Below are 21,763 nucleotides of genomic sequence, written 5' to 3'. Positions count from 1 at the left end.
GAACCGCTCCGGGGAGGCCCGCTTTCATGAAAATGTCATAAAAATCAAATGGAAACCGGCATTCGAGTGAACTAGAAAACATCGCAATGTCTCGGACAGATCGCGACCGATGCGGCGGCAAGCCGGCGCATCGTGATTCCAGTTTTTCATCACCCCGACGATGTCGCCGGCCTTGTCGACCGCGACCTTGAAACCGCTTCCTTGCAAGAGACCTGACATGTGGCTGAGTGAATTCGAAATTGTCCTGCGCGACCGCGTCATCCCGAACGGCGCGATCAAGATCGAGAACGGCCGGATCGCCGAAATCCGCGACAAGCCTGTCGAGCACGCCGACATCGAGGGGGGCGGCCGCCTGCTGCTGCCCGGCTTCATCGACATGCATGGCGATATGGTGGAGAGGGAAGTCGAGCCGCGCATCGGCGTCCACGTGCCGATGCCGATCGGCATTGCCGAACTCGACAAGAAGCTCGCCTCCTGCGGGGTCACCACCGCCTATGCCGCGCTTTCCTTCATTGGCGCCAGCGTCACCAGCGGCGTGCTGCGCTCGGAAGATCATACGACCGCGATCATCGACACCATTGCCGGCATGAAGGACGACCTTTTGGTCGATCACCGCATCCATGCCCGCTTCGAAGTGACCTTCACGCCGGCAATTCCCAAGCTGCAGAAGCTGATGGATGACGGCAGGCTGCATTTGATCTCGCTGATGGACCACACGCCCGGCCAGGGACAGTACCGCGACGTCGAACTCTACATCGCCCGCATCGCCAAGGAGCGCGGCATGTCCGTCGCGGACGCATCCGAGGTCGTCGGCAAGCGCATGGCCGGCCGTAACGGCCAGGGTGATGTGTTGAACGCCCTACAGGATCTGTCGGCGCGTGCGCAAGCCGCCGGTATCGTGCTTTCCTCGCACGACGACGACACGCTGGAAAAGGTGGAACTGGTCCACGGCCTGGGTGCCGCGCTCTCAGAATTCCCGGTGACCCTGGAAGCTGCACAGGAAGCCCGCAGGCTGGGCATGCATACCGCCATGGGCGCGCCAAACGCGCTACGCGGCGAATCCTATTCCGGCAATCTTTCCGCCCGCCAGGCCTATGAGGCCGGGCTGCTCGACATGCTGGCCAGCGACTACCATCCGGCCTCGATCCTGCCGGCCGTTCTCGGTCTGGCGGAACTGCGGGGCGATGGCCTGGCGGCGGCGGCGGCACTGACAAGCGCCAACCCGGCCCACGCCCTGGGGCTCACCGATCGCGGCGCCATCGAGCCCGGGCTTCTGGCTGATCTTGTGGCGGCCGACCGCCATCCCGTGCCACGCGTCCGCGCCACCTTCCGCGCCGGTCGCATGATCTATGGCGACGGCACGCTGAGCCTGTCGGGGAAAGTAGAGCGCCTTGCCCCCGCCCTGGCTGAACGGCTGCCGACTGCCTCCCGCGAAAGCGCGTAGCGCTTTCCGTTGGGAATTGCGTCAAAACCAGGGAGTTAGATCGGTTCATCGTTTCCGTGAAACGGCGATCTGCTTAGACGTCGAGCGCGACCATCATGCCGCGCATCTCGGCCATTTCCAGCAGCATGTCCTGCAGGGTTTCGACGGCTATCGTCGCACCGGTTATGGCCAGCAGCTCGGTGATACTCTCTCTCATGGAAATGACCGCCATTCCGGTTTTCTCGGAAAGCAGCCGTCCGATGGCCGCTCGGATCAGAGCATTCTGGTCAGGCATGATTCCCCTTTCATGCTGGATAACGATACGCGTTTTTCTCCAGCGGTAGGCTTTTTGCGCAACTTCTGCGAGCCTTGGCTTACGCTTGCAAGCCGTTTTGATGTGTCGGATCTGTATTATTTGTCTGACAGTTGCTCAGCGATGACAGCGGCGGCGGCGCCCACGGCTTGCCGCCCACTTCGGTGGCCAAACACAGGGGCAGCGGCACTTCTTGCCGGTAAAGCCCGATAAGCGTCCTGCCTTCCACCATTGCCGGCAACTCCGTTTCGAAAATGAAACATGTGCCCGGCGGCTCGTTCAGGATCTGAAAGTGGTCCAATGCAAACCCCGTATTCCTCCCTGGAAAAACATTAACGCAAACCGCCCGCCAGAAGTTGCAACGGGTGATGCTTTTTTTGTCGCCATGGAACGGGTGTGCCACTGGCGACGGCCGACATCCGTGCGATGTCATGCGGCGGAACCGTGAAAATCACATCCCCGAAGGCACATACCGCTGACCGGCCTGGCCGGCTCGCGGCGCGACCTGGCGCTGATCGCGCAGATCATCGAGCGCATGAAACAGACCTGCGCAGACGCCTGAGCCGCGCCTGGGGGGCGGCCACGGCAACATTCCGGCAAAGGCTGACGACGACCGCGCGATTGACCCTTGCCGAAGCTGGCGAGCTCGCTCATCCAAGGTGTCGAAACAACAGCCTGGAACCAGTGATGACCGATGCCAGCCTTCATCTCGTCGAAGCGACGATCGACCAACTGCGCCGCGGGCTGGACGACGGCCTCGTCACCAGCGTCGAACTGGTCGCGGCCTATCTCAGGCGCATCGCGCATTTCGATCGCCACGGCATCAGCCTCAACGCCGTCCCGGTGCTCAATCCCGGCATGTTCGAGGAGGCCGCCGCTTCCGATCAGCGGCGCCGAGCTGGCGCCCTGCTCGGGCCGCTCGACGGCATCCCCTACACCGCCAAGGACAGCTATAAGGTCAAAGGCCTGACGGTCGCCGCCGGCTCGCCGGCCTTCGAGCATCTCGTCGCCAATGAGGACGCCTTCACCATCGCCCGGCTGCGCGCCGGCGGTGCCGTGCTGATCGGCCTCACCAACATGCCGCCCATGGCCAATGGCGGCATGCAGCGCGGCGTCTATGGCCGCGCCGAAAGCCCCTACAATGCCGACTATCTGACCGCAGCCTTTGCATCCGGTTCCTCGAACGGCTCCGGCACGGCGACAGCGGCCAGCTTCTGTGCCTTCGGGCTCGGCGAGGAAACCTGGTCGTCCGGCCGCGCGCCGGCCACCAACAATGCTCTGGTCGCTTACACGCCGTCGCGCGGCGTCATTTCCGTGCGCGGCAACTGGCCGCTGGTGCCGACCATGGATGTCGTGGTGCCGCACACGCGGACCATGCACGACATGCTCGAACTGCTCGATGTGATCGTTGCCGATGATCCCGAAACGCGAGGCGATTTCTGGCGCGCGCAGCCCTGGGTCACGTTGCCAAAAAGCTCAGAGATACGGCCCCCACGTTATCGCGATCTCGCGTTTGCGGGTTCCCTGAAGGGCAAGCGGCTCGGCGTGCCCAGAATGTATATCGGCAGAGACACCGACGCCGACCGGCCGATCGAAACCCGTGCCTCCGTGCTTGCCCTGTGGGAGCAGGCGGCGGCCGATCTCAGAGGGCTTGGCGCCGAAGTGGTGGAGGTGGATTTCCCCGTCGTCTCCAACTGCGAGCGTGACCGCCCCGGCGCGCGCACCATGGCCGAGCGCGGTCTGGTGCCGAAAGAGTTCGCCGACCGCGAACTCTGGGATCTCTGCATCTGGGGCTGGGACGACTTTTTGGGCGCCAATGCCGACCCTGCTCTGCCCGATCTCGCCTCGGTCGATGGCCCGAAAATCTTCCCGCAGCCGCCAGGCACGCTGCCCGACCGCTATGAGGGCGGCTTCGACCTGGCGGAGTATGTCGAACGCGCGAAATCCGGCGTCACACCCTTCAGGGATATTCCGACGATTGAAGAGGGTGTGAAAGGGCTGGAATCGACAAGGCGGATCGATTTCGAGGACTGGCTCGACGCCAATGGGCTCGACGCCGTGGTGCTGCCCGCCGCCGCCGATGTCGGGCCGGCCGATGCCGACATCAACGAGGCGTCGGCGGCGCTCGCCTGGCGCAACGGCACCTGGGTGGCCAACGGCAATCTGGTCTGGCGCCATTTCGGCATCCCGACCGTCACCGTGCCGATGGGCACCATGGCCGACATCGGCATGCCGGTCGGCCTGACCTTCGCCGGCAAGGCCTATGACGACGAAAGGCTGCTGCGCATGGCCGGCGACTACGAACGCGCCACACAGCGCCGCACTCGCCCGCCGCGCACGCCTGAACTGGTGGATGATGTGTTTTCAGGTCGGTCAAGCCAGGCTGGCAATGGCAAGTCGGCACCGCTGGCAATCGCGCTTGCCGCCGAGACGCGGGCTTCCGGCGATCAGGACGAGATCACCATCACGCTCGACCTGCCCGGCGGCGCAGAGGCGCAGAACGCCAGCATCAAGGTTCATATCAACGGAGAGGCCGTCGAAATGCAGCGAAGCGGCGCGCGCGTCAGCGGGGGCGCCCTCGTTCCGGCCGCTGAACATAGGCGGTTCCACAGCGTCTGGCGCGTTTCGTATGGCTCGATCGTGACGGCGGTGGTACGGCTGGAGAATGGATGTACGGCCGGTGCCTATGTGGTTACGGGTGGGATTGGGTGAGATTGCGGCCTCCCTCCTTTCGTCATCAACTCTGAGGAATGGTGGCCATCGCGGCAGTCATGCGGAAGATCGTCGTCACCCTGAACGCTAGGCTCAGAGACGCCACCATTCCTCAGAGTTGATGACGAAGTCGTGGGAAGCCGCCCTCGCTGCTACCCCCTCGCCGCCCAAAGCAAACCGCGCTCCACAATCAGCGCCATCTCGGGCACCGCGAACTCATCCGCCGTGTGCCCAAGCGAACTGTAAAAGACCCTGCCCGCGCCATACCGCCGCTTCCAGACCACTGGCATGACGACCCCGCCAATACCGGGGAAATGCGCGTCGGTGAAAGTCGTCGTCGCCAGCACCTCGTTGCTCGGGTCGACATGCATGTAATACTGCTCAGACCGGTAGGCGAAGTCGCTGACACCTCTGGTGATCGGGTCGTCCGGTTGTGTGATCACCACGCGATAGTCGATGATGTTGCCGGGATGCGCGACCCATTGGCCGCCGGTCATGAACTGATAGTCGGGCTCGTTGCGAAAACTGTCGCCCATCGTGCCGTGGAAGCCGCCGAGCCCGCTTCCCTCGCGAACCGCATGCGTCAGGTTCTGCAGCTCGGCCTTTTCGATCGTCGACATGGTGATGACAGGCACGATGAGATCGAAGGACGACAACTCCGGATCGGCGAACAGCGCCGTGCCTTCACCCAGCGTGACATCAAGCCCGTTGCGCTCAAGCAGCTTGCGGATGACATTGGCGCTGCGCTCGGGCGTGTGGCCTTCCCAGCCGCCCCAGGCAATCAGGGCCTTCTTCGCCATACCGTGACCCTCCTGAATCGCCCGCCGCGATCGATGGTTACACGGCGCCGCCGTCAGCGCCAGCCCAGCGCCGGCGCGACATGGGTCAGGATCGCCTCGATGACATGGGCGTTATAGTCGACGCCGAGCTGGTTGGGCACGGTGAGCAGCAGCGTGTCGGCCTCGGCGATCGCCTCGTCTTGAGCCAGCTCCTTGATCAGCACGTCCGGCTCGGCTGCGTAGCTGCGGCCGAAGATCGCGCGCGTATTCTCCTCGATGAAGCCGATCTGGTCGCGGCTCTCGTTACCACGGCCGAAATAGGCACGGTCGCGGTCGTCGACCAACGCGAAGATGCTGCGGCTGACCGACACGCGCGGCTCACGCTTGTGGCCGGCCGCCTTCCAGGCCTCGCGATAGATGCGGATCTGCTCGGCCTGCTGGATGTGGAAAGGCTTGCCGCTCTCGTCGAATTTGAGCGTCGAGCTCTGCAAATTCATGCCGAGCTTGGCCGCCCATTCCGAGGTCGCGTTGGTGGCGGCGCCCCACCAGATGCGCTCGCGCAGGCCTTCCGAATGCGGCTCCAGCCTGAGCAGGCCGGGCGGGTTGGGGAACATCGGCCGCGGATTGGGTTGGGCAAAGCCTTCGCCGCGCAGCGTGTCGAGGAAAACCTCGGCATGATGCCGCGCCATGTCGGCGTCGCTTTTGCCTTCCTGCGGCTGGTAGCCGAAATAGCGCCAGCCATCGATCACCTGCTCGGGCGAGCCACGGCTGATGCCAAGTTGCAGGCGCCCGCCGGCGATGATGTCGGCGGCCCCCGCATCCTCGGCCATGTAGAGCGGGTTCTCGTAGCGCATGTCGATGACCGCCGTGCCGATCTCGATGCGGCTGGTCTTGGCGCCGACGGCCGCCAAAAGCGGGAATGGCGAGGCGAGCTGGCGGGCAAAATGATGCACGCGGAAATAGGCGCCATCCGCGCCGAGCTGCTCGGCCGCGATAGCGAGATCGATGGACTGCAGCAACGCGTCCGAAGCGGAGCGCACTTGCGATTGCGACGAGGGCGTCCAGTGCCCGAATGACAGGAAACCGATTTTTTTCATCGCCCTCAAGTATATGCGCGCGGCACGTGCTTCAATGCCAAAAGAGCGGGGTTACACACCGTCGCCTTATGCATACCCAGGGATCGAACGCTGTGGAGGGTGGAATGCTGAAGGGGACCTGCATCGTCGAGGTCGAGGCGCTGGGGCCGGCGCCCTTCGCCGGCATGCTGCTCGCCGATCTCGGCGCCGATGTCATCGTCGTGCACCGCAAGCAGGCGCCCGTGCCGGGCCTCCCCGAACGCTCGCTGCTCGATCGCGGCAAGCGCTCCATCGCGCTCGACCTTAGGGATGCCGACGACGTGGCCGTGCTGATGCGCCTCATCGCCACCGCGGACGGGCTGATCGAAGGGTTTCGGCCAGGCGTCATGGAGCGTCTCGGGCTCGGTCCGGATGCCTGCCGCGCGGCCAACAAGCGGCTGGTCTACGGCCGCATGACCGGCTGGGGTCAGGACGGTCCGCTCGCCCACACCGCCGGACACGACCTGAACTATATCGGCGTGTCGGGCGCGCTCTGGTACGCCTCCTTGCCGGGCGAGCCGCCCATGGCGCCGCCGACGCTGGTCGGCGACATAGGCGGCGGCGCGCTCTATCTGGTGATCGGCATGCTCGCCGGCATCATCAACGCGCGTGCAAGCGGTGAAGGCACCGTGGTCGACGCGGCGATCGTCGACGGCTCGGCCCACATGATGAACCTGTTGATGGTGCTCGGCCAAATCGGCGGCCTCTCGGCCGAGCGGGGCACCAGCCTTCTCGACGGGCCGCATTGGTGCCGTGTCTACCGCACATCCGATAGCGGTTTCATCAGCGTCCAGTGCATCGAGCCTAAATTCTATGCGCTCTTCCTCGACCGCCTTGGCCTTGCCGCCGATCCGCAATTCGCCAACCAATTCGATCGCGATCTCTGGCCGCGGCTCGGCAGCCGGCTGGCGGCGATCTTTGCCGCCAAAACCCGCGACGAGTGGACCCGCCTATTCGAGGGCTCGGACGCTTGCGTCGCCCCCGTGCTCAATCCACGGCAGGCGGCACTGCATCCACACATGGCCGCGCGCGGCTCGTGGCTGACGGTGGACGGCATCTTGCAGGCTGCCGCGGCTCCACGCTTTTCCGGATGGGCGCAAAGGATGCCTGCGAAAAGTCCGGCACGCGACGAACATGGCGCGGAGATTCGCGACGAACTGGCGGATCCACAAGCAAGCCATTGAAATTGTATAGTTATCTGCTTTGGAAATCACCATCGGCTCCCGGAAATTTGCCGACACCGGCATGCGGTCGATTCGGACCGCAGCGCGCCGACCTCATTCCCTGGACGAGTGCCGCAAGTCGCCGCTATTTCCCGCAATGGTGGTCGTTGATCTTGTTTATCGCATTCGCGTCCGGCCCCACCCGGTTGTAGGAACAGGCGCCTGCCGCCGTCGTGAACATAATAGCGCGGACCGCCGAACAGGAAGCCGAAGAGGTCGTCCTAGGCGGGAACGTAGGCCGGCCTCACCTGAACATCAGTCGGTCTGGATCCAGACCGACTTCGTCTCCAGATATTCGTGCAGATGCTCGATGCCGCCCTCGCGACCGTAGCCGGACATCTTCATGCCGCCGAACGGCACCGCCGGATCGATGGCATGGTACATGTTGACCCAGACGGAGCCCGCCTTGATGCGGCGCGCCAGCTTGTGCGCGGTGCCCAGATGCGTTGTGAAGATGCCGGCCGCCAGGCCATAAGGTGTCGCATTGGCGCGCGCCACCGCCTCGTCGAGCGTGTCGAACGGCATCGCCGAAATCACCGGGCCAAAAATCTCTTCCCGCGCGATGGTCATCTTGTCCGACACCGCGCCGAAGACGGTCGGCGCGATGAAGTTGCCGCCGTCATAAAGTGCACCCGTCAGCCGTGATCCCCCAGTGACCAGTTCCGCGCCTTCGTCGCTGCCGGCCTTGATGTAGCCCTCCACCTTGCCGGCCTGCCTGGCATTGATCAGTGGTCCGATTTCGGTCTCCGCCTCGATGCCATGGCCGATGCGCAATTTGCCGGCGAATTCGGCGACCCGGCGCACGAACTCGTCGTGGATTTCGCGCGCCACGAACAGGCGCGAGCCGGCGATGCAGATCTGGCCCGAATGCACGAACACCGCCATCGCCGCGACCGGAACCGCCTTGTCGATGTCGGCGTCGCGGCAGACGATAACAGGCGACTTGCCGCCAAGCTCGAGCGAAACGCGCTTGAGGTTGGTCACGCCCGCCCGCGCGATCGCTTGCCCGGTAAGCGTCGAGCCGGTGAAGACGATCTTGTTGACGTCGGGATGTTCGGCGAGCCGCGCGCCGGCCTCGGCGCCAGTGCCGGTGACGATGTTGACGACGCCATCAGGCACGCCCGCTTCCTGCATCAGACGCGCGATCAGCAGCGGCGTCAGCGAGGCATCCTCCGACGGCTTCAGCACGACGGTGCAGCCGGTGGCGAGTGCCGGCGCAATCTTCCAGATCGAGGCAGCGGTCGGCGCATTCCAGGGAATGATCGCCCCGACGACGCCGACCGGCTCACGGCGGGTGAAACTGACGATCTCACCCGGAATGGAATTGTCGATCGCCTCGCCATGCAGCGCCGTCGCCATGCCGGCATAGAAACGCAGCATGCCGATGACTCGGCGCCGGTTGGCCAGCGTGCGCGTGATCGGCAGGCCCATGTCGAGCGTGTCGGAAACGCTAAGCTCTTCCCAATGCGCCTCGAACAGATCAGCGATCCGCAAAAGCACGCATTGCCGCTCATAGGGCGAGGATTTCGACCACGGCCCTTCGAAGGCAGCGCGCGCGGCGGCCACCGCCGCATCGACATCGGCCGCCGCGCCGCGTGGCACGGTGGCTAGCACCTCGCCCGTCGCCGGGTTGAGCGCCCGCATCACCTCGCCGGACTGCGCCGCGACCCATTTGCCGCCGATGAACATCGGCCGGAATTCGCCGTGATAAAGGGTCGTGGCCTTCGCCCTCGGATCGAAGCTCAGCGTCATCTCGTCCTCCTCACAAATCTCGGGCCGCGTCCGCCGATTTGCGCGCCAGCACGAAATCCCAATTCACCGCCCAGTACGGAGATGTGAAACCTAGCTCCGCCGCGCTGGTCGGGTCGGTGATCGCCTTGAAATCCGCGACCAGTGAATCCTTCACGCCAAAGACCGCGTCTTCGGCGAGATACTGGCAATCGGGCGTGAAGATATGGGTGATGACCGGGTCATAGCCCGGTGCGCTGATGATGAAATGGATATGGGCGGCCCGGTTGGGATGGCGTCCGAGTGCGCCGAGCATCTTGCCCACGGGGCCGTCTCCCGGGATCGGGTAGTAGCGCGGTTTGACGGCCCGGTACCAGTAGTCGCCGTTCTCGCCGCTGGTGAACACGCCGCGCAGGTTCCAGTCCGGCTGCAGCCCTTTCTGCTGGACGTCGTAGAAGCCGTCGTCATTGGTCTGCCAGACGTCGATCAGCGCACCCGCCACCGGTTTGCCTTCGGTGTCCACCACGCGTCCGCGCACCACCAGCGGCTCACCCTTCCCGTCCAGGCAGATATTCGCGCCGTGCTCGTAGCGCGGCGCCTGCGGCACGTAGAACGGTCCCAGGATGGTGTTTTCCGTCGCACCGTTCGGCCGCCGGTGATTGATGGCGTCGACCAGCATCGACACGCCAAGCGTGTCGGACAAAAGGATGAATTCCTGCCGCCAGTCCGAACACATCTGGCCGACTTCGGTCAGGAAGGTGATGCCCTTGAGCCATTCCTCATGCGTGGGCTCGATTTCCTTGATGGCGGCGTGCAGATGCTTGACCAGCACGCTCATCACCTCGCGCAGGCGCGGATCGACGTCGGGCCCCATGCGCGCATTGACGACATCGACCGAGGTTTCCTCCTCGAAATATGGATATTTCGGCGGCCCAGCGCGCCTGGCCTCGACTTTGCCCAAGATGATCCTCCTCCAGATGTCGCCGCGCCTCAGGGGCGCGGCCGTTGCCCGGCATAGGCCCGGGCGATCAGGCCCTTGATCGCTTCGCGCTCCAGCGGGCGCGGGTTCCAGTAAGGGTTGGACAGCGCCCTGTCCGTCGCAAGCTCGATGCCGCTTTGCGGCATGCCGATGTCGGCAAGCGCGCGGCGTGCGCCGACCCTTCTGGCGAGATCGTAGAGCGCCATGGCCGGGTCGTCCGTGCCGAGCACCTCTGCAAGCTTGCGCATCACATCGGGCACCGCCGGCGCGTTGTAGGCAAGCGCATGCGGAAGCACGATCGCATGCGTTTCGGCATGCGGCAGGTCGAAGCTGCCGCCGAGCGTGTGGCAAAGCTTGTGATGCAGCGCCATGCCCACCGAGCCGAGGCAGATGCCGCAAAGCCAGGCGCCGTACAGCGCCTTCGCGCGCGCTTCCCGGTCCCCGGGATCGACAGCGATGGCTGGCAGAGCGGCGGCAAGCGCGCCGATCGCTTCTGTCGCCATCAGGCTGATCACCGGGTTGCGCTCGCGTGCATAAAGCGCCTCGACCGCATGCGCGATCGCATTGAGCCCGCTGGTGCCGGACATGGCAGCGGGCAGCGACAGAGTAAGGTCGATATCGTAGATCACCACCTCCGGCAGCACCTTCGGGCTCGATTGGGTAACTTTCACCCCATCCCTGGTCTCGCCGAGGATCGGCGTCATTTCCGAGCCGGCATAGGTGGTCGGCACCACGATCTGCGGCAGGTCGGTACGTAGCGCAATGGCCTTGGCCAGGCCCGTGGTCGAGCCGCCGCCCACGGCAACGAGCCCGTCGGCCTTGAGGTCCAGGATGACGCGCAGCGCGTCCTCGGTGATCTCCACCGGCGTGTGCATCGTTGCGCGCGCGTAGGCGCCGGCGGCGCGGCAGCCGAGCTGTTCGACAAGGCGTCGCGCTTCCAGCTCCTGCGGCGGTGTTGCCAGCACGGCGACCCGTTTCAAACCCAGCCGATCGAGTTCCGCGGGCAGCTGCTTGATGGTGCCGGATCCGAAAATGACACGAGCCGGCTGGGCGTTATAGACGAAGGATTCCATGAATTCGCCTCGAGCCTAGAGCAATTCCAGGAAAAATGTGAAACGGTTTTCCCACAGGAATTGCGTCAAAACAAATAGTTAGAGCAGTTCGCCGTTTCCGTGAAACGGTGAATTGCTCTAGCTCCGGTTGTCGACGCGCATCAGGAACGGATTGATGCTGACCGACTGCCAGACATTGGCCGCGTTGAAGGGATCGGCGGCATTGAATGCCCTGACATCCTCGATCTTTTCGGCGGAAAACACAAAGAGCGAGCCGATCATCGTTTCGCCGTCCCCGGCGACCAGCGGACCCGAGATGACGGTCTTGACCTGTCCCTGGGCAAGATGCGCCTTGTGCGCGTCATAATTGGCCAGGCGCCTGGGCAGGGCGTCGGCATAGTCCAGGCAGTGGACGGCAAACAGTGTCACGATATTCCTCCCAAAGTGCCCGGCAGCCCGTTGCCAGCGATCTGAACGCAGCGCTTCCCCAAAGGGGTCGAGCGGCCTTCGAGACTGGCGAGGAACGACAGGCGAGCAGAAGCTAGCCCGAAATATGGCTGACCGGTTTCAATATCTGTCCAATTTGGACAAATACGATCGTGTTGTGAACACCATTGCGTTCTGCAGTATCAGTGAATATGCTTGTTGTACGATCGTTCAACAAGCGTATTTGCGAAGCCCCGATGACCTGCAATCCCCGCTACGAAATCCTGTTCGAGCCGATGCGGATCGGGCCGGTCACCGCGCCGAACCGCTTCTATCAGGTTCCGCATGCGAGCGGCATGACCAACGCGCTCCCACGTGTGCGCGCAGCCTTTCGCGAGGCCAAGGCCGAAGGCGGTTGGGGCGTGATCTGCACCGGCGCCTGTTCGATCGATCCGAGCTCGGACGACGCACCGCTGCCTTTCGCCACGCTGTGGGACGACAATGACATCCGCGCCCATGCGCTGATGACGGAGGCCGTGCACCGCCATGGCTCGCTGGCCGGCGTGGAATTGTGGCATGGCGGCGCGTCGGTGATGAACCGGACCAGCCGGCTGCCGCCACTGTCGCCGTCGGGAATTCCATGGATGGCCACCCATGTTGGCTTCATGGGCAATTTGCGGCCGAAGACCATGGACAAGGCCGACATCCGCGAGGTGCTGAGATGCCAGGCCGAAGCGGCGCGCAAGGCGCGCACGGCCGGCTTCGATGTCGTCTATGTCTATGCCGGCATGGGTTATCTCGGCTACGAATTCCTGCTGCCGGAATACAATCATCGCGTCGACGAATATGGCGGATCGATCGAGAACCGCGTGCGCTTCGTGCGCGAGATGATCGAGGTCACCAAGGAGGCCGTCGGCAAGGATTGCGGCGTCGCCTTGCGCGTCAGCATCGAGGAACTGCGCGGCCGGCCCGGCCGCAACCAGCCTTCCGAGGCGCATGAGCTGATCGAACTTTTGGCCGACCTGCCCGACCTGTTCGACGTCAAGATGGATTCCAGCCCGACCGACTGCTCGGCGTCGCGCTTCACCGGCGAAGGCAGTCATGAGCCGGTGATCGATTTCGTCAAATCGCTGACCAAAAAGCCGGTGGTCGGCGTCGGCCGCTTCACTTCGCCCGACACGATGGTGTCTCAGATCAAACGCGGCGTGCTCGACTTCATCGGCGGCGCCCGGCCCTCGATCGCCGATCCCTTCCTGCCGGCCAAGATCCGCGAGGGTCGCGAGGCCGAAATCCGCGAATGCATCGGCTGCAACATCTGCATTTCGAGCTGGCATGACGGCGTACCGGTGCGCTGCACGCAGAACCCGACCGCCGGCGAGGAATGGCGGCGCGGCTGGCATCCCGAACGCGTCGAGCGCACTGATGCGCCAGAACGCATCCTGATCGTCGGCGGCGGGCCGGCCGGGCTGGAATGCGCGCTGACGCTCGGCCGCCGCGGCCATGAGGTAACGCTTGCCGACTCCGGCCGCAGCTTCGGCGGGCGGCTGGCCTTCGAAAAGACCCTGCCCGGCCTGTCGGCCTGGAACCGCGTCGTCGACTACCGCCTTGGGCGTCTCGGCGAAATGAGCAATGTCTCGCTCTACCCCGAGAGTACGTTGGGCGTGGACGAGATCATCGATCTGGCGCCCGACCGCGTGGTGCTGGCCACCGGCGCGCGCTGGACCAACATGCTCTATTCCTCGATGGAGATTCCGGTCGGCCGGCTCGACCACCCGGAAGTGTTCACCCCCGACGACATCGCCGCCGGCCGGCTTCCGCAAGGGCCAACACTCGTCTTCGATTTCGATAATTACTACATGGGCGGCGTGCTGACCGAGCATCTTGCCGCGCAAGGCATTCCGGTCAGCTACGTCACCCCCGCCGGCCAGGCGTCGGCCTGGACGATCATGACCAATGAGCTGCCGCTGGTGCATCGCGCGCTGGCGCGGCGCAAGGTGCCGGTGACGACGCTGCATCTCCTGAAATCCTTCGACGGTGAGACCGCGACGCTGGCGCATCTGTTCACCGGCGAGGAGAGCAACATTGCCTGCCGCTCGGTGCTGATCGTCGGGCTGCGCTTGCCGCGCAACGAGCTGTACGAGGCGCTGACGGAACGCGCGGAGGCGCTCACCGCCGCCGGCATCAAAAGTGTCGACCGCATCGGCGATGCGCTGGCGCCCGGCGCCATCGCCCATGCCGTGCACAGCGGCCACAAGCTTGCGCAAGAGATCGGTGCAGAAATCCGCGTGAAGCCCTACCGCCGCGACACGCCGATCGTCGATGCGGTGGCGGATTTCGATATGCGCACAGCTGCTGAATAGGAGAGGTTATGGAGCGTATCGCTGCACGTCGCAGGCCCGGCCGTCCGCAACGCGAGATCAGCGGCATCGAGCAGCGGCCGTGGAAGCAGCTGACACGTCCCTATGCGCCGATCGAGATCCTGTCGGCCGACCAGGTCCAGACGATCCACGAAATGGGTCTCACCATCCTCGAGGAGATTGGAATGCGCGTGCTGCAGCCGCGGGCGCGGCAGTTCTATCGCGCGGCCGGCTGCGATGTCGACGAAGGCGAGATGCGCGTGCGCTTCGACCGCGCCATGGTGATGGAACGCGTCGCCATGGCGCCGTCATCCTTCGAATTGCGCGCCCGCAATCCGGAAAAGAACATCAAGGTCGGCGGACGGCACTGCATCCTGTCTTCGGTCGGTGGGCCGGCCTATGTCATGGACAATGATCGCGGACGCCGTCCCGGCACCTATGCCGAGATGTGCGATTATTTGAAGCTGATCCAGTCGTTCAACGTGCTGCATCAGGAAGGCGGCGGGCCGTTCGAGCCGCTCGACCTGCACCAGAACACGCGCCATCTCGACCTCTACTATGCCGAGATCACCTTGCTCGACAAGAACTGGCAGCCGCAAACCCTTGGCCAGGGTCGCGCCATCGACGCGCTGGAAATGGTGGCGATTTCGCTGGGCACCAAGCGCGAGAACCTGGTCCGCGAGATGCCTGTCTTCACCGGCATCATCAACACCAACTCGCCGCTGCAGCTCGACGAGCCGATGGCGGAGGGGTTGATCACATTGGCCGAGCATGGCCAGGTCAATGTCATCACGCCGTTCACGCTGGCCGGCGCGATGAGCCCGGTGACGCTGGCCGGCGCACTCTCGCAGCAGCATGCCGAAGCGCTGGCCGGCATCGTGCTGACCCAGATCGTGCGGCCCGGCGTGCCGGTGATGTATGGCGGCTTCACGTCCAATGTCGACATGAAGACCGGCGCGCCGGCCTTCGGCACACCCGAATACACGCAGGCCGCGCAGATTACCGGGCAGCTGTGCCGGCTGATCGGCGTGCCGTTCCGCTCCAGCAATGTCACCGCTGCCAATTCGGTCGACGCACAGGCCGCCTATGAGAGTGCCATGTCGTTGTGGGGCTGCCTGATGGGCGGCGCCAACCTGGTGCTGCACGCTGCAGGCTGGCTCGGCGGTGGGCTGACCGCATCGTTCGAGAAACTGGTCATCGATGCCGAGATGCTGCAGATGATGTCGGCCTATTTCGACCCGCCGGTGGTCGACATCGACACGCTGGCGCTGGAAGCGGTGCGAGAGGTCGGCCCGGCCGGACATTTCTTCGGCGCGGCACACACGATGCAACGCTACGAGCGCGCCTTCTATTCGCCGATGGTGTCCAACTGGGACAATTACGACACCTGGATGGAGCGCGGCCAGATCACCGCGCGCGAGCGCGCCAATGTCGTGTGGAAGCGCATGGTCGCCGAATACGAACAGCCGCCGATCGACCCCGGCATCGACGAGGCGCTGCGCGACTATATGGAGCGGCGGAAACGCGAGGGTGGTTCGCCGCTGAATTGAGGTTAGGGCTCGCGCAACGGCCCCACCTGCCCCTCAAGCATCTCGAACCCCGCCGCCTCCGCCCCCTGCGGCGTCACCACGCTTTCATCAAGACACCATTCAAGCCACAGCCCGTCGACCAGCGCGATGAAATTGCGCGCCAGCGCGGGCGCGTCGACTTGCCTGCCGCGCGGCACCGCGACCGCGGCGATGTCCTCCGCGAGTTCCGCCCGGTAGGCGTCGTAGAGTTCGCGGTGCGCGGCCTTGAGGCGTGGGTTGACGGCGATTTCGCCCCACAGCGACAGCCAGATCAGCAGGTTCTCGCGGCTGAAATATTCCGGCGAAAAATTGGAGTGCACCAGGGCGGCAAGTGCTGCCTGCGGCGACCAATCGGAAGTCTCGGCGCGGCGGCGCTTGGCCTCGGCGATCTGGTTGTTGACACTGGCGTAGAGGGAGGATTTGTAGACCTCCACCAGCAGCCCGTCGAGGCTTTCGAAATGGTGGTTGATGAGGCCGCGCGAGACGCCGGCCTCCTTGCAGATGCGGTCGATGGTGAAGGCACCGATGCCGCCGACGGACAGGCAGCGCGTCGCCGCCTCGATCAGCATGGAGCGGCGCACATCGGCCTGCTCGCGGCTGAAGCGCGGCGGAGCCTTCTTCGCGCCGCGCTTCCTTTTTGCACCGTCTGGTTGGGCTTCCGTCATGAACCCCAGCTAATCGATTATGCCCTTCCTGTCCATGAAAGCACGTTCATGCCTTCTTCTTGAACAGCAACGGATTGGGGTGGCCGTCCGGATAGATGACCGGGTCGAAAGCGGTCTTGTGGATGGCGACCAGCGGCTGGTGGCAGATGAAGACGAAACCGCCGGACTGCTCCATCAAATCCTCCATGCGGTTCGACAGGACGATGCGCTTGGCCTCGTCGCTTTCGGCCACCAGTTGCTGGTAGCTGGTTTCGAATTCGGCGCTGTCGAAGCCGGACCAGTTGTAGGCGCCGATCTGGTCGGGACGGAACCACACCAGGTTTTCCGACGGATCGATGCCGCCGGCGAAATCCATCAGCGCCAGGTCGATGTTCTTGTAGCCATCGCCTTGCGTCTTGTCGCCGACGCCCCAGAAGGCCGCCTCATCGTAAGGCTGGATCTCGACCTTGATGCCGACCTGCTCAAGGCTCGCCTGGATGATCTGCGCGGTCGCGGTGCGGATGGAATCGTTCATCACCGTCAGGGTCAATGAGAGGTCGCTGACGCCGGCCTCTTTGAGCAGCGCGGCGGACTTCTCATAGTCCGGTGCAGCGATCAGGTTGCTGGCGCGCGCGAATTTGGTGCCGGGCTGGACGACACCGGTCGAGCGCTTGGTGAGGTCATCATAGACGCCGGTCAGGACCTGCCCGACATCGACGCCATACTGCACCGCCTGGCGGACCTTCAGATCCTTGAGCCGTGGGCTCAGCATGTTGATGGTCAGCCAGACATAACGGGTCGATTGCGCCTCGATGAGGGTCGTGTCGGCGGGTGGGCTGGCCTTGACCGCCTTGGTCGCTGAAATGGCGATCTTGGTGTAGTCGAAAGCATCGGCCTCGTAGGCGAGCTGGGCTGCCTGATCGTCCGACACGACATAGATTTCGACCTTGCCGAAATCCGGCTTCGGTCCCGGCCAGTCCGGATTGGCCGTCAGTGTCACCTTCTGCTTCTGCTGCCAGTCCGAGAAGAGATAGGGTCCGCAGGTTGCCGGCGGCTGCGTGGTGAATTTGCCGCCCGCCTTCTCGGTGCCGGCACGGCTGATGATGTGGCCGCCATAGTAAGGCAGGCTGGTGACGAAGATCGGCTGATAGGGTTCCTTCAGATGGATGATGCCGGACCTGGCATCGACAACCTCGACACGGTCGAGTTTTTCGAACTGATAGGCCCAGGGCGATGCCAGCGCCTTGTCGGCGATCCGCTCGAACGAGAATTTCACGTCGTCAGCGGTGACCGCGCCGAAACCACCAGACCATTTCAGCCCGTCGATCAGGGTGAAGGCGATGGTCTTGGGGTCTCTCTGTTCGAGCTTTTCCGCGCCCCACAGCGACCATGGCGAGCCTTTCCGGATGTCGCCGAAATGGTTGAGCGAGACATAGATGCCGCGCATCATGACATCCTCGATGCCGCCATTCATGAAGGCAGGATCGAGGCACTGCAGATCGCCCTCCATGCGGATGCGTAACGTGTCGCCGGCGGCCGACCAGGCAAAGTTGGGTTTTATCGCCAGGCCGGCGCCGAGTGCGCCGGCCGCTTTCAGGAATGCACGTCTGTCCATGGTCCATTCTGTCATGTCAGTTTCCCCTTTGGTTTGCGGAAGCGCGTGAAAAGGCTTCCCGTTCTTGCCCGCCTGTCTCCAGCGGGAAATGGCAGCGCACCATCCGGTCGGCGCCCATCGGCCGATAGGCCGGCGCCTCGGTCTTGCAGCGCTTGCGCGCGATCGGACAGCGCGTGTGGAACTCGCAGCCCGAAGGCCGCCGGAACACACTCGGAATCTCGCCGGTGACGGCGGGGGTCTGGCTGCGCCGGCGCGGGTCTGGGATCGGTTCCGACTGGATCAGCGTCGCAGTGTACGGATGCATCGGCGCGGAAAAGACGTCCTGCGTTGGACCTGTCTCGACCAGCCGGCCGAGATACATGATAGCCAGCCGGTCGCTGACATGGCGGATCATCGCCAGGTTGTGGGTGACGATCATGGCGGCGAAACCGAGTTCGCGCTTGAGCTCGCCGATCAGGTTGAGCACGTCGCCTTGCACCGACACATCGAGGCCGGCGGTCGGCTCGTCGGCGAGCAGCAGATGCGGCTTCATCGCCAGCGCGCGCGCAACGCCGACGCGGCGCGCCTGCCCGCCCGACAGCTCGTGCGGAAAGCGATCGACGAAGGATGCCGGCAAGCCGACCAGCGCCAGCAGCGCCTTGGCCGCGGCGCGCCGGTCCGGCATCGGCACGCCCTGAATGATCTGCGGTTCGGTGAGCAGCGTGCCGATGCGCAAGCGCGGGCTGAGCGAGGCGACCGGGTCCTGGAACATCATCGCCGAGCGCCGCCGCATGGCGCGGAAATCGGCAGCTGTCGCCACGTCCCTGCCCTCGAAGACGATGCGGCCGGCGGCCGCCCTAATAAGGCCCAGGATGGTGCGCGCCAGCGTCGTCTTGCCGGAGCCGGATTCACCGACCAGCCCAAGCGTCTCGCCCCGCATTAGCGACAGCGTCACGCCGTCGATGACGTTGAAGCCCGGCAGCGGGAACGGATTGACCAGCCGGCTAAGCAAGCCACCCCTGGTGAAGCTAACAGAAAGGTCTTCCACGGCGAGCAGCGGACTCATGATGTCACCGCATGGCAGCGCGCGACATGGGCCGCGCCGAGTTTCACCAGTGGCGGCGCCATGGAACCGCACGGCGCGAAGGTCCGGTCGCAGCGCGGGGCGTAGACGCATCCCGACGGCGGTTGGGTCAGGCTGGGCAGCGAGCCCGGAATGGTCGGCAGCCTGTCCAGCCGTTCGTGGAAACGGGCAGGATCGCAGGCGAGCAGAGCTTGCGTATAGGGATGGCGCGCGTCATGGAAGATCGCGTCGACTTCGCCGCCCTCGACCACCTCGCCGGCATACATCACATAGACGCGGTCACAGAGTTCGGCGATGACGCCGAGATGGTGCGAGACGACGATGATGATGCCGTTAAACTCGCGCCGCAGTTCACGCAGCAGATGGATGATCTGCGCCTCCATGGTGACATCGAGCGCCGTCGTCGGCTCATCGGCGATGAGCAGGCCAGGATCGGTCAGCAGGGCGGCGGCGATGGCGACGCGCTGGCGCATGCCGCCGGACAGTTCGTGCGGATAGCTCTGCATCCGCCGTTCGGCGTCGGCAATGCCGACTCGGCCAAGCATGGCGGCTATGCGCGCCCGCTTCTGCGCGCGACCGAGATCCTTGCGGTGATGCTGGAAGTCGACAAGCTGGTCGCCGATGGTCAGCACCGGATTGAACGCCGTCATCGGATCCTGGCTGACCAGCGCGATCTCGTCGCCGCGCAGCAGGCGCTGATGGTGCGCGTCGAGCTTCGCCAGGTCGACACCGTTATAGTGGATCGATCCGTCAACGCGGGCGTTCGCCGGCAATAGATTGGCCAAAGCGGTGACCAGCGTGGACTTGCCGCAGCCGCTCTCGCCGACAATGCCGATGACTTCGCCAGGATGCGCCTCGATATCGACATGGCGCAAGGCGTGCACCGAGCCATGCGGCGTCTCGTAGCGGACACTGAGATCGCTGGCGGCGAGCGAGCCGGTCATGCCGGCCTCCGCAATTGCAGACGCGGATCGAGATAGTCGCGCAGCCCCTCGCCAAGGAAGGTGAAGCCGAGCGTCGCCAGCACCAGCGGCAGCCCGCCGAAGATGACCATGAAGGGTGCGGAACGGATCGAGGTGTAGCCGTCATAGAGGATCGAGCCCCAGGACGGCGTCGGCGGTCGCACACCAAGGCCAAGGAGGCTCAAACCGGCCTCGACCATGATGACGACCGGAATGTCCATTGACAGAAGGATGATTAGCGGGCCGACCACATTCGGCAACAGGTGGATGAAGATGATGCGCGCGGCACTGGCATCGATCAGGCGCTCGGCGAGGATGTAGTCGCTGTTTTTCAGCGCCAGTGTCTGCGCTCGGATCAGCCTTGCGTAACTCGGGAACGAGGTCGCCGCGATGACGATGATCAGCGTCCCGGTGCCGGCGCCGAGCACGGTGATGATGGCGAGCGCGAACATGATCATCGGCAGCGAGTTCAGGCTGTCGAACGTCAGCACCAGGATGGCATCGAGCCAGCGCGGGCCGTAGCCGGCGATCAGCCCGAGCATCAGTCCGATGGCACCGGCAATCGCCACCGACACCATGGCGATGGTGAGTGCGGTACGCGCGCCATAGATGACGCGCGACAGCAGATCGCGGCCGAGATGATCGGTGCCGAACCAATGCTCGACCGATGGCGGCTGCAGCTTGTGCAGCACGTCAATCTTGACCGGCGAATTAGGTGCCAGAAACGGCGCGAAGATGGCGGTGACGAGGAAGCCTGTGACCAGGATCAGCGCCACGCAGGTGAACGGATCGGCAAGCAGCGCGCGCAGCAGCGGAAACCGTTGTCGGTCCGGAACGGACAACGAGGCATCAGCCACGGAAGACATCGCGCACCCTCGGATCGAGCCGCGCGATCAAAAGGTCGGCGGCTATGGTGATGGAGACATAGATGGCGGTCATGATCAGCACCGTGCCCATGACGACCGGATAGTTGCGGGTGTTGACGGCGTCGGTGATCAGCTTGCCGATGCCTGGCCGGGCGAACACCGCCTCGACGAAGACGGCGCTGGACAGGATGCTGCCGAGGCCGACGGCGACCAGCGAAATGGTCGGGATGATGGCGATGCGCAGCGCGTATTTGGAGACGATCTTCCACTCGGGCAAACCAAACGAGCGCGCGGTGCGGATGTGCGGTTCGCCCATCACCTCCATCATCGAGGCGCGCACCATGCGGGCGATATAACCGATCCAGCCGAGCGCTATTGCCCCGGCCGGCATCACCAGCGCCTTGGCCTGGCTGACGAAGTCGCCGGCCTCGCCGGCGCCGATGGCCGGCAGCCAGCGCAGCGTGACGGCAAACAGAAGCAGCGAATAGATGGCGACGACGAAGGACGGCACGGCGATGACGCCAACCGAGAGCACGCCGATGACCGCATCGGCCGCCGTGCCGCGCCGCATCACCGACAGGCAGCCGAGCGGCACGCCGATGAGAAGTGCTACGGTAAGCGCCGTCAGTCCGAGGATCAGCGTATTGGGCAGCGCCTCCAGCACCAGTGTGGACACGGGCCGGTTCGACCAGACGTCGTAGCCGAGATTGCCGGTGAGCGCGTTGCGGAAGAATTCTATGATCTGCCACCAGACCGGCTGGTCGAGCCCCATGCGCTCGATCAGCAGCCGCTTCAGCTCCGGCGTGGCACGCGGACCGAGCGCTACGGTTGCCGGATCACCCGGCACCAGGAAGACGGCCGCGTACATGGCAATCATGACAAGGACGAGTATCAGGAGGCCGAGACCGATGCGCTTCACTGCATATGCGAGCATGGCC

Annotated in this window: 20 protein-coding genes and 1 pseudogene; 5 read left to right on the top strand and 16 right to left on the bottom strand. The window is 64.5% G+C overall.

The genetic code is table 11. The features are described 5' to 3' along the window. Positions 1-24 precede the first annotated feature (24 nt). Positions 25-219 carry a hypothetical protein gene (locus tag HGP13_RS13510; protein WP_172225951.1) on the bottom strand — a complete coding sequence of 65 codons (195 nt, stop codon included), beginning with the start codon at positions 217-219 and terminating at the stop codon, positions 25-27. Between HGP13_RS13510 and HGP13_RS13505 the strand changes: the two genes are divergently transcribed. Beyond that, positions 218-1,444: an alpha-D-ribose 1-methylphosphonate 5-triphosphate diphosphatase gene (locus HGP13_RS13505; protein ID WP_172225948.1), complete on the top strand. Its 1,227-nt coding sequence runs from the start codon at positions 218-220 to the stop codon at positions 1,442-1,444. The genes HGP13_RS13510 and HGP13_RS13505 overlap by 2 nt on opposite strands. 73 nt (positions 1,445-1,517) lie before the next feature. On the opposite strand, the gene HGP13_RS13500 is transcribed toward HGP13_RS13505, so the two are convergent. Next, on the bottom strand, positions 1,518-1,718 hold the full coding sequence (locus HGP13_RS13500; RefSeq protein ID WP_172225945.1) for a hypothetical protein: 201 nt from the start codon (positions 1,716-1,718) through the stop codon (positions 1,518-1,520). Between the two features lie 79 nt (positions 1,719-1,797). Beyond that, on the bottom strand, positions 1,798-2,037 hold the full coding sequence (locus tag HGP13_RS13495; RefSeq protein ID WP_172225943.1) for a hypothetical protein: 240 nt from the start codon (positions 2,035-2,037) through the stop codon (positions 1,798-1,800). A 386-nt stretch (positions 2,038-2,423) separates the two neighbouring features. Between HGP13_RS13495 and HGP13_RS13490 the strand changes: the two genes are divergently transcribed. After that, positions 2,424-4,448, top strand: coding sequence for an amidase (locus HGP13_RS13490; RefSeq protein ID WP_172225940.1), 2,025 nt, complete (start codon positions 2,424-2,426; stop codon positions 4,446-4,448). 152 nt (positions 4,449-4,600) lie between these two features. Here HGP13_RS13490 and HGP13_RS13485 read toward each other — a convergent pair whose 3' ends face one another. Further along, positions 4,601-5,248, bottom strand: a complete 648-nt coding sequence (locus tag HGP13_RS13485) for a ThuA domain-containing protein (RefSeq protein WP_172225937.1) — start codon at positions 5,246-5,248, stop codon at positions 4,601-4,603. 53 nt (positions 5,249-5,301) lie between these two features. Further along, positions 5,302-6,324, bottom strand: coding sequence for an LLM class flavin-dependent oxidoreductase (locus HGP13_RS13480; protein WP_172225934.1), 1,023 nt, complete (start codon positions 6,322-6,324; stop codon positions 5,302-5,304). Positions 6,325-6,428: 104 nt separating this feature from the next. Here HGP13_RS13480 and HGP13_RS13475 point away from each other — a divergent pair, with 104 nt between their 5' ends. Next, positions 6,429-7,526 carry a CaiB/BaiF CoA-transferase family protein gene (locus HGP13_RS13475; RefSeq protein WP_172225931.1) on the top strand — a complete coding sequence of 366 codons (1,098 nt, stop codon included), beginning with the start codon at positions 6,429-6,431 and terminating at the stop codon, positions 7,524-7,526. A 124-nt stretch (positions 7,527-7,650) separates the two neighbouring features. On the opposite strand, the pseudogene HGP13_RS37860 reads toward HGP13_RS13475, so the two are convergent. The 5 genes and pseudogenes from HGP13_RS37860 to HGP13_RS13455 form a co-directional block, all read right to left on the bottom strand. Continuing rightward, a pseudogene (locus tag HGP13_RS37860) lies at positions 7,651-7,858 on the bottom strand (hypothetical protein). Continuing rightward, complete coding sequence (locus HGP13_RS13470; protein ID WP_172225928.1) at positions 7,821-9,317, bottom strand: aldehyde dehydrogenase family protein; 1,497 nt, start codon at positions 9,315-9,317, stop codon at positions 7,821-7,823. Before HGP13_RS13470 ends, HGP13_RS37860 begins: the two are co-directional and overlap by 38 nt. Positions 9,318-9,327: 10 nt before the next feature. Further along, the gene (locus HGP13_RS13465; RefSeq protein ID WP_246707354.1) at positions 9,328-10,254 is read right to left on the bottom strand and encodes an intradiol ring-cleavage dioxygenase; all 927 of its coding nucleotides are present in this window, start codon (positions 10,252-10,254) and stop codon (positions 9,328-9,330) included. Between the two features lie 29 nt (positions 10,255-10,283). Further along, on the bottom strand, positions 10,284-11,345 hold the full coding sequence (locus HGP13_RS13460; RefSeq protein ID WP_172225925.1) for a maleylacetate reductase: 1,062 nt from the start codon (positions 11,343-11,345) through the stop codon (positions 10,284-10,286). Positions 11,346-11,462: 117 nt separating this feature from the next. Then, the gene (locus tag HGP13_RS13455) at positions 11,463-11,753 is read right to left on the bottom strand and encodes a YciI family protein (RefSeq protein WP_210266359.1); all 291 of its coding nucleotides are present in this window, start codon (positions 11,751-11,753) and stop codon (positions 11,463-11,465) included. Between the two features lie 254 nt (positions 11,754-12,007). Here HGP13_RS13455 and HGP13_RS13450 point away from each other — a divergent pair, with 254 nt between their 5' ends. Then, a complete protein-coding gene (locus tag HGP13_RS13450) occupies positions 12,008-14,110 on the top strand; it encodes an FAD-dependent oxidoreductase (protein WP_172225922.1) in 2,103 nt (700 codons plus the stop codon). 8 nt (positions 14,111-14,118) lie between these two features. Continuing rightward, positions 14,119-15,657 (top strand): trimethylamine methyltransferase family protein, encoded by a 1,539-nt coding sequence (locus HGP13_RS13445; protein WP_172225919.1) that lies wholly within the window; start codon positions 14,119-14,121, stop codon positions 15,655-15,657. A gap of 2 nt (positions 15,658-15,659) precedes the next feature. Here the strand turns inward: HGP13_RS13445 and HGP13_RS13440 are convergent, their stop codons facing one another. The 6 genes from HGP13_RS13440 to HGP13_RS13415 are packed head-to-tail and all read right to left on the bottom strand — an operon-like array spanning position 15,660 to position 21,759. Continuing rightward, positions 15,660-16,340, bottom strand: a complete 681-nt coding sequence (locus HGP13_RS13440; RefSeq protein WP_172225916.1) for a TetR family transcriptional regulator C-terminal domain-containing protein — start codon at positions 16,338-16,340, stop codon at positions 15,660-15,662. Between the two features lie 46 nt (positions 16,341-16,386). Then, complete coding sequence (locus HGP13_RS13435; RefSeq protein ID WP_172225913.1) at positions 16,387-17,949, bottom strand: ABC transporter substrate-binding protein; 1,563 nt, start codon at positions 17,947-17,949, stop codon at positions 16,387-16,389. Position 17,950: 1 nt separating this feature from the next. Beyond that, a complete protein-coding gene (locus HGP13_RS13430; protein WP_172225911.1) occupies positions 17,951-18,979 on the bottom strand; it encodes an ABC transporter ATP-binding protein in 1,029 nt (342 codons plus the stop codon). Next, a complete protein-coding gene (locus tag HGP13_RS13425; RefSeq protein WP_172225908.1) occupies positions 18,976-19,941 on the bottom strand; it encodes an ABC transporter ATP-binding protein in 966 nt (321 codons plus the stop codon). The genes HGP13_RS13430 and HGP13_RS13425 overlap by 4 nt, the downstream gene beginning before the upstream one ends. Beyond that, positions 19,938-20,825 carry an ABC transporter permease gene (locus tag HGP13_RS13420; protein ID WP_172225905.1) on the bottom strand — a complete coding sequence of 296 codons (888 nt, stop codon included), beginning with the start codon at positions 20,823-20,825 and terminating at the stop codon, positions 19,938-19,940. Before HGP13_RS13420 ends, HGP13_RS13425 begins: the two co-directional genes overlap by 4 nt. Beyond that, the gene (locus HGP13_RS13415) at positions 20,809-21,759 is read right to left on the bottom strand and encodes an ABC transporter permease (protein ID WP_172225902.1); all 951 of its coding nucleotides are present in this window, start codon (positions 21,757-21,759) and stop codon (positions 20,809-20,811) included. Before HGP13_RS13415 ends, HGP13_RS13420 begins: the two co-directional genes overlap by 17 nt. Between the last annotated feature and the right edge of the window lie 4 nt (positions 21,760-21,763).

The organism is Mesorhizobium sp. NZP2077, assembly GCF_013170805.1.
In the GTDB taxonomy this organism is placed as follows: Bacteria; Pseudomonadota; Alphaproteobacteria; order Rhizobiales; family Rhizobiaceae; genus Mesorhizobium.
The sequence above is the reverse complement of the archived record's forward strand: the minus strand, read 5'-3'. Positions and strand labels throughout refer to the sequence as shown.

Excerpts from the sequence above, each read along its gene's own strand:
- HGP13_RS13510 (WP_172225951.1), bottom strand. The coding sequence starts at position 219 with ATGTCAGGTCTCTTGCAAGGAAGCGGTTTCAAGGTCGCGGTCGACAAG.
- HGP13_RS13490 (WP_172225940.1), top strand. The coding sequence starts at position 2,424 with ATGACCGATGCCAGCCTTCATCTCGTCGAAGCGACGATCGACCAACTG.
- HGP13_RS13500 (WP_172225945.1), bottom strand. The coding sequence starts at position 1,718 with ATGCCTGACCAGAATGCTCTGATCCGAGCGGCCATCGGACGGCTGCTT.
- HGP13_RS13440 (WP_172225916.1), bottom strand. The coding sequence starts at position 16,340 with ATGACGGAAGCCCAACCAGACGGTGCAAAAAGGAAGCGCGGCGCGAAG.
- HGP13_RS13415 (WP_172225902.1), bottom strand. The coding sequence starts at position 21,759 with ATGCTCGCATATGCAGTGAAGCGCATCGGTCTCGGCCTCCTGATACTC.
- HGP13_RS13420 (WP_172225905.1), bottom strand. The coding sequence starts at position 20,825 with ATGTCTTCCGTGGCTGATGCCTCGTTGTCCGTTCCGGACCGACAACGG.
- HGP13_RS13480 (WP_172225934.1), bottom strand. The coding sequence starts at position 6,324 with ATGAAAAAAATCGGTTTCCTGTCATTCGGGCACTGGACGCCCTCGTCG.
- HGP13_RS13450 (WP_172225922.1), top strand. The coding sequence starts at position 12,008 with ATGACCTGCAATCCCCGCTACGAAATCCTGTTCGAGCCGATGCGGATC.
- HGP13_RS13425 (WP_172225908.1), bottom strand. The coding sequence starts at position 19,941 with ATGACCGGCTCGCTCGCCGCCAGCGATCTCAGTGTCCGCTACGAGACG.
- HGP13_RS13485 (WP_172225937.1), bottom strand. The coding sequence starts at position 5,248 with ATGGCGAAGAAGGCCCTGATTGCCTGGGGCGGCTGGGAAGGCCACACG.
- HGP13_RS13470 (WP_172225928.1), bottom strand. The coding sequence starts at position 9,317 with ATGACGCTGAGCTTCGATCCGAGGGCGAAGGCCACGACCCTTTATCAC.
- HGP13_RS13460 (WP_172225925.1), bottom strand. The coding sequence starts at position 11,345 with ATGGAATCCTTCGTCTATAACGCCCAGCCGGCTCGTGTCATTTTCGGA.
- HGP13_RS13430 (WP_172225911.1), bottom strand. The coding sequence starts at position 18,979 with ATGAGTCCGCTGCTCGCCGTGGAAGACCTTTCTGTTAGCTTCACCAGG.
- HGP13_RS13475 (WP_172225931.1), top strand. The coding sequence starts at position 6,429 with ATGCTGAAGGGGACCTGCATCGTCGAGGTCGAGGCGCTGGGGCCGGCG.
- HGP13_RS13445 (WP_172225919.1), top strand. The coding sequence starts at position 14,119 with ATGGAGCGTATCGCTGCACGTCGCAGGCCCGGCCGTCCGCAACGCGAG.
- HGP13_RS13435 (WP_172225913.1), bottom strand. The coding sequence starts at position 17,949 with ATGACAGAATGGACCATGGACAGACGTGCATTCCTGAAAGCGGCCGGC.
- HGP13_RS13505 (WP_172225948.1), top strand. The coding sequence starts at position 218 with ATGTGGCTGAGTGAATTCGAAATTGTCCTGCGCGACCGCGTCATCCCG.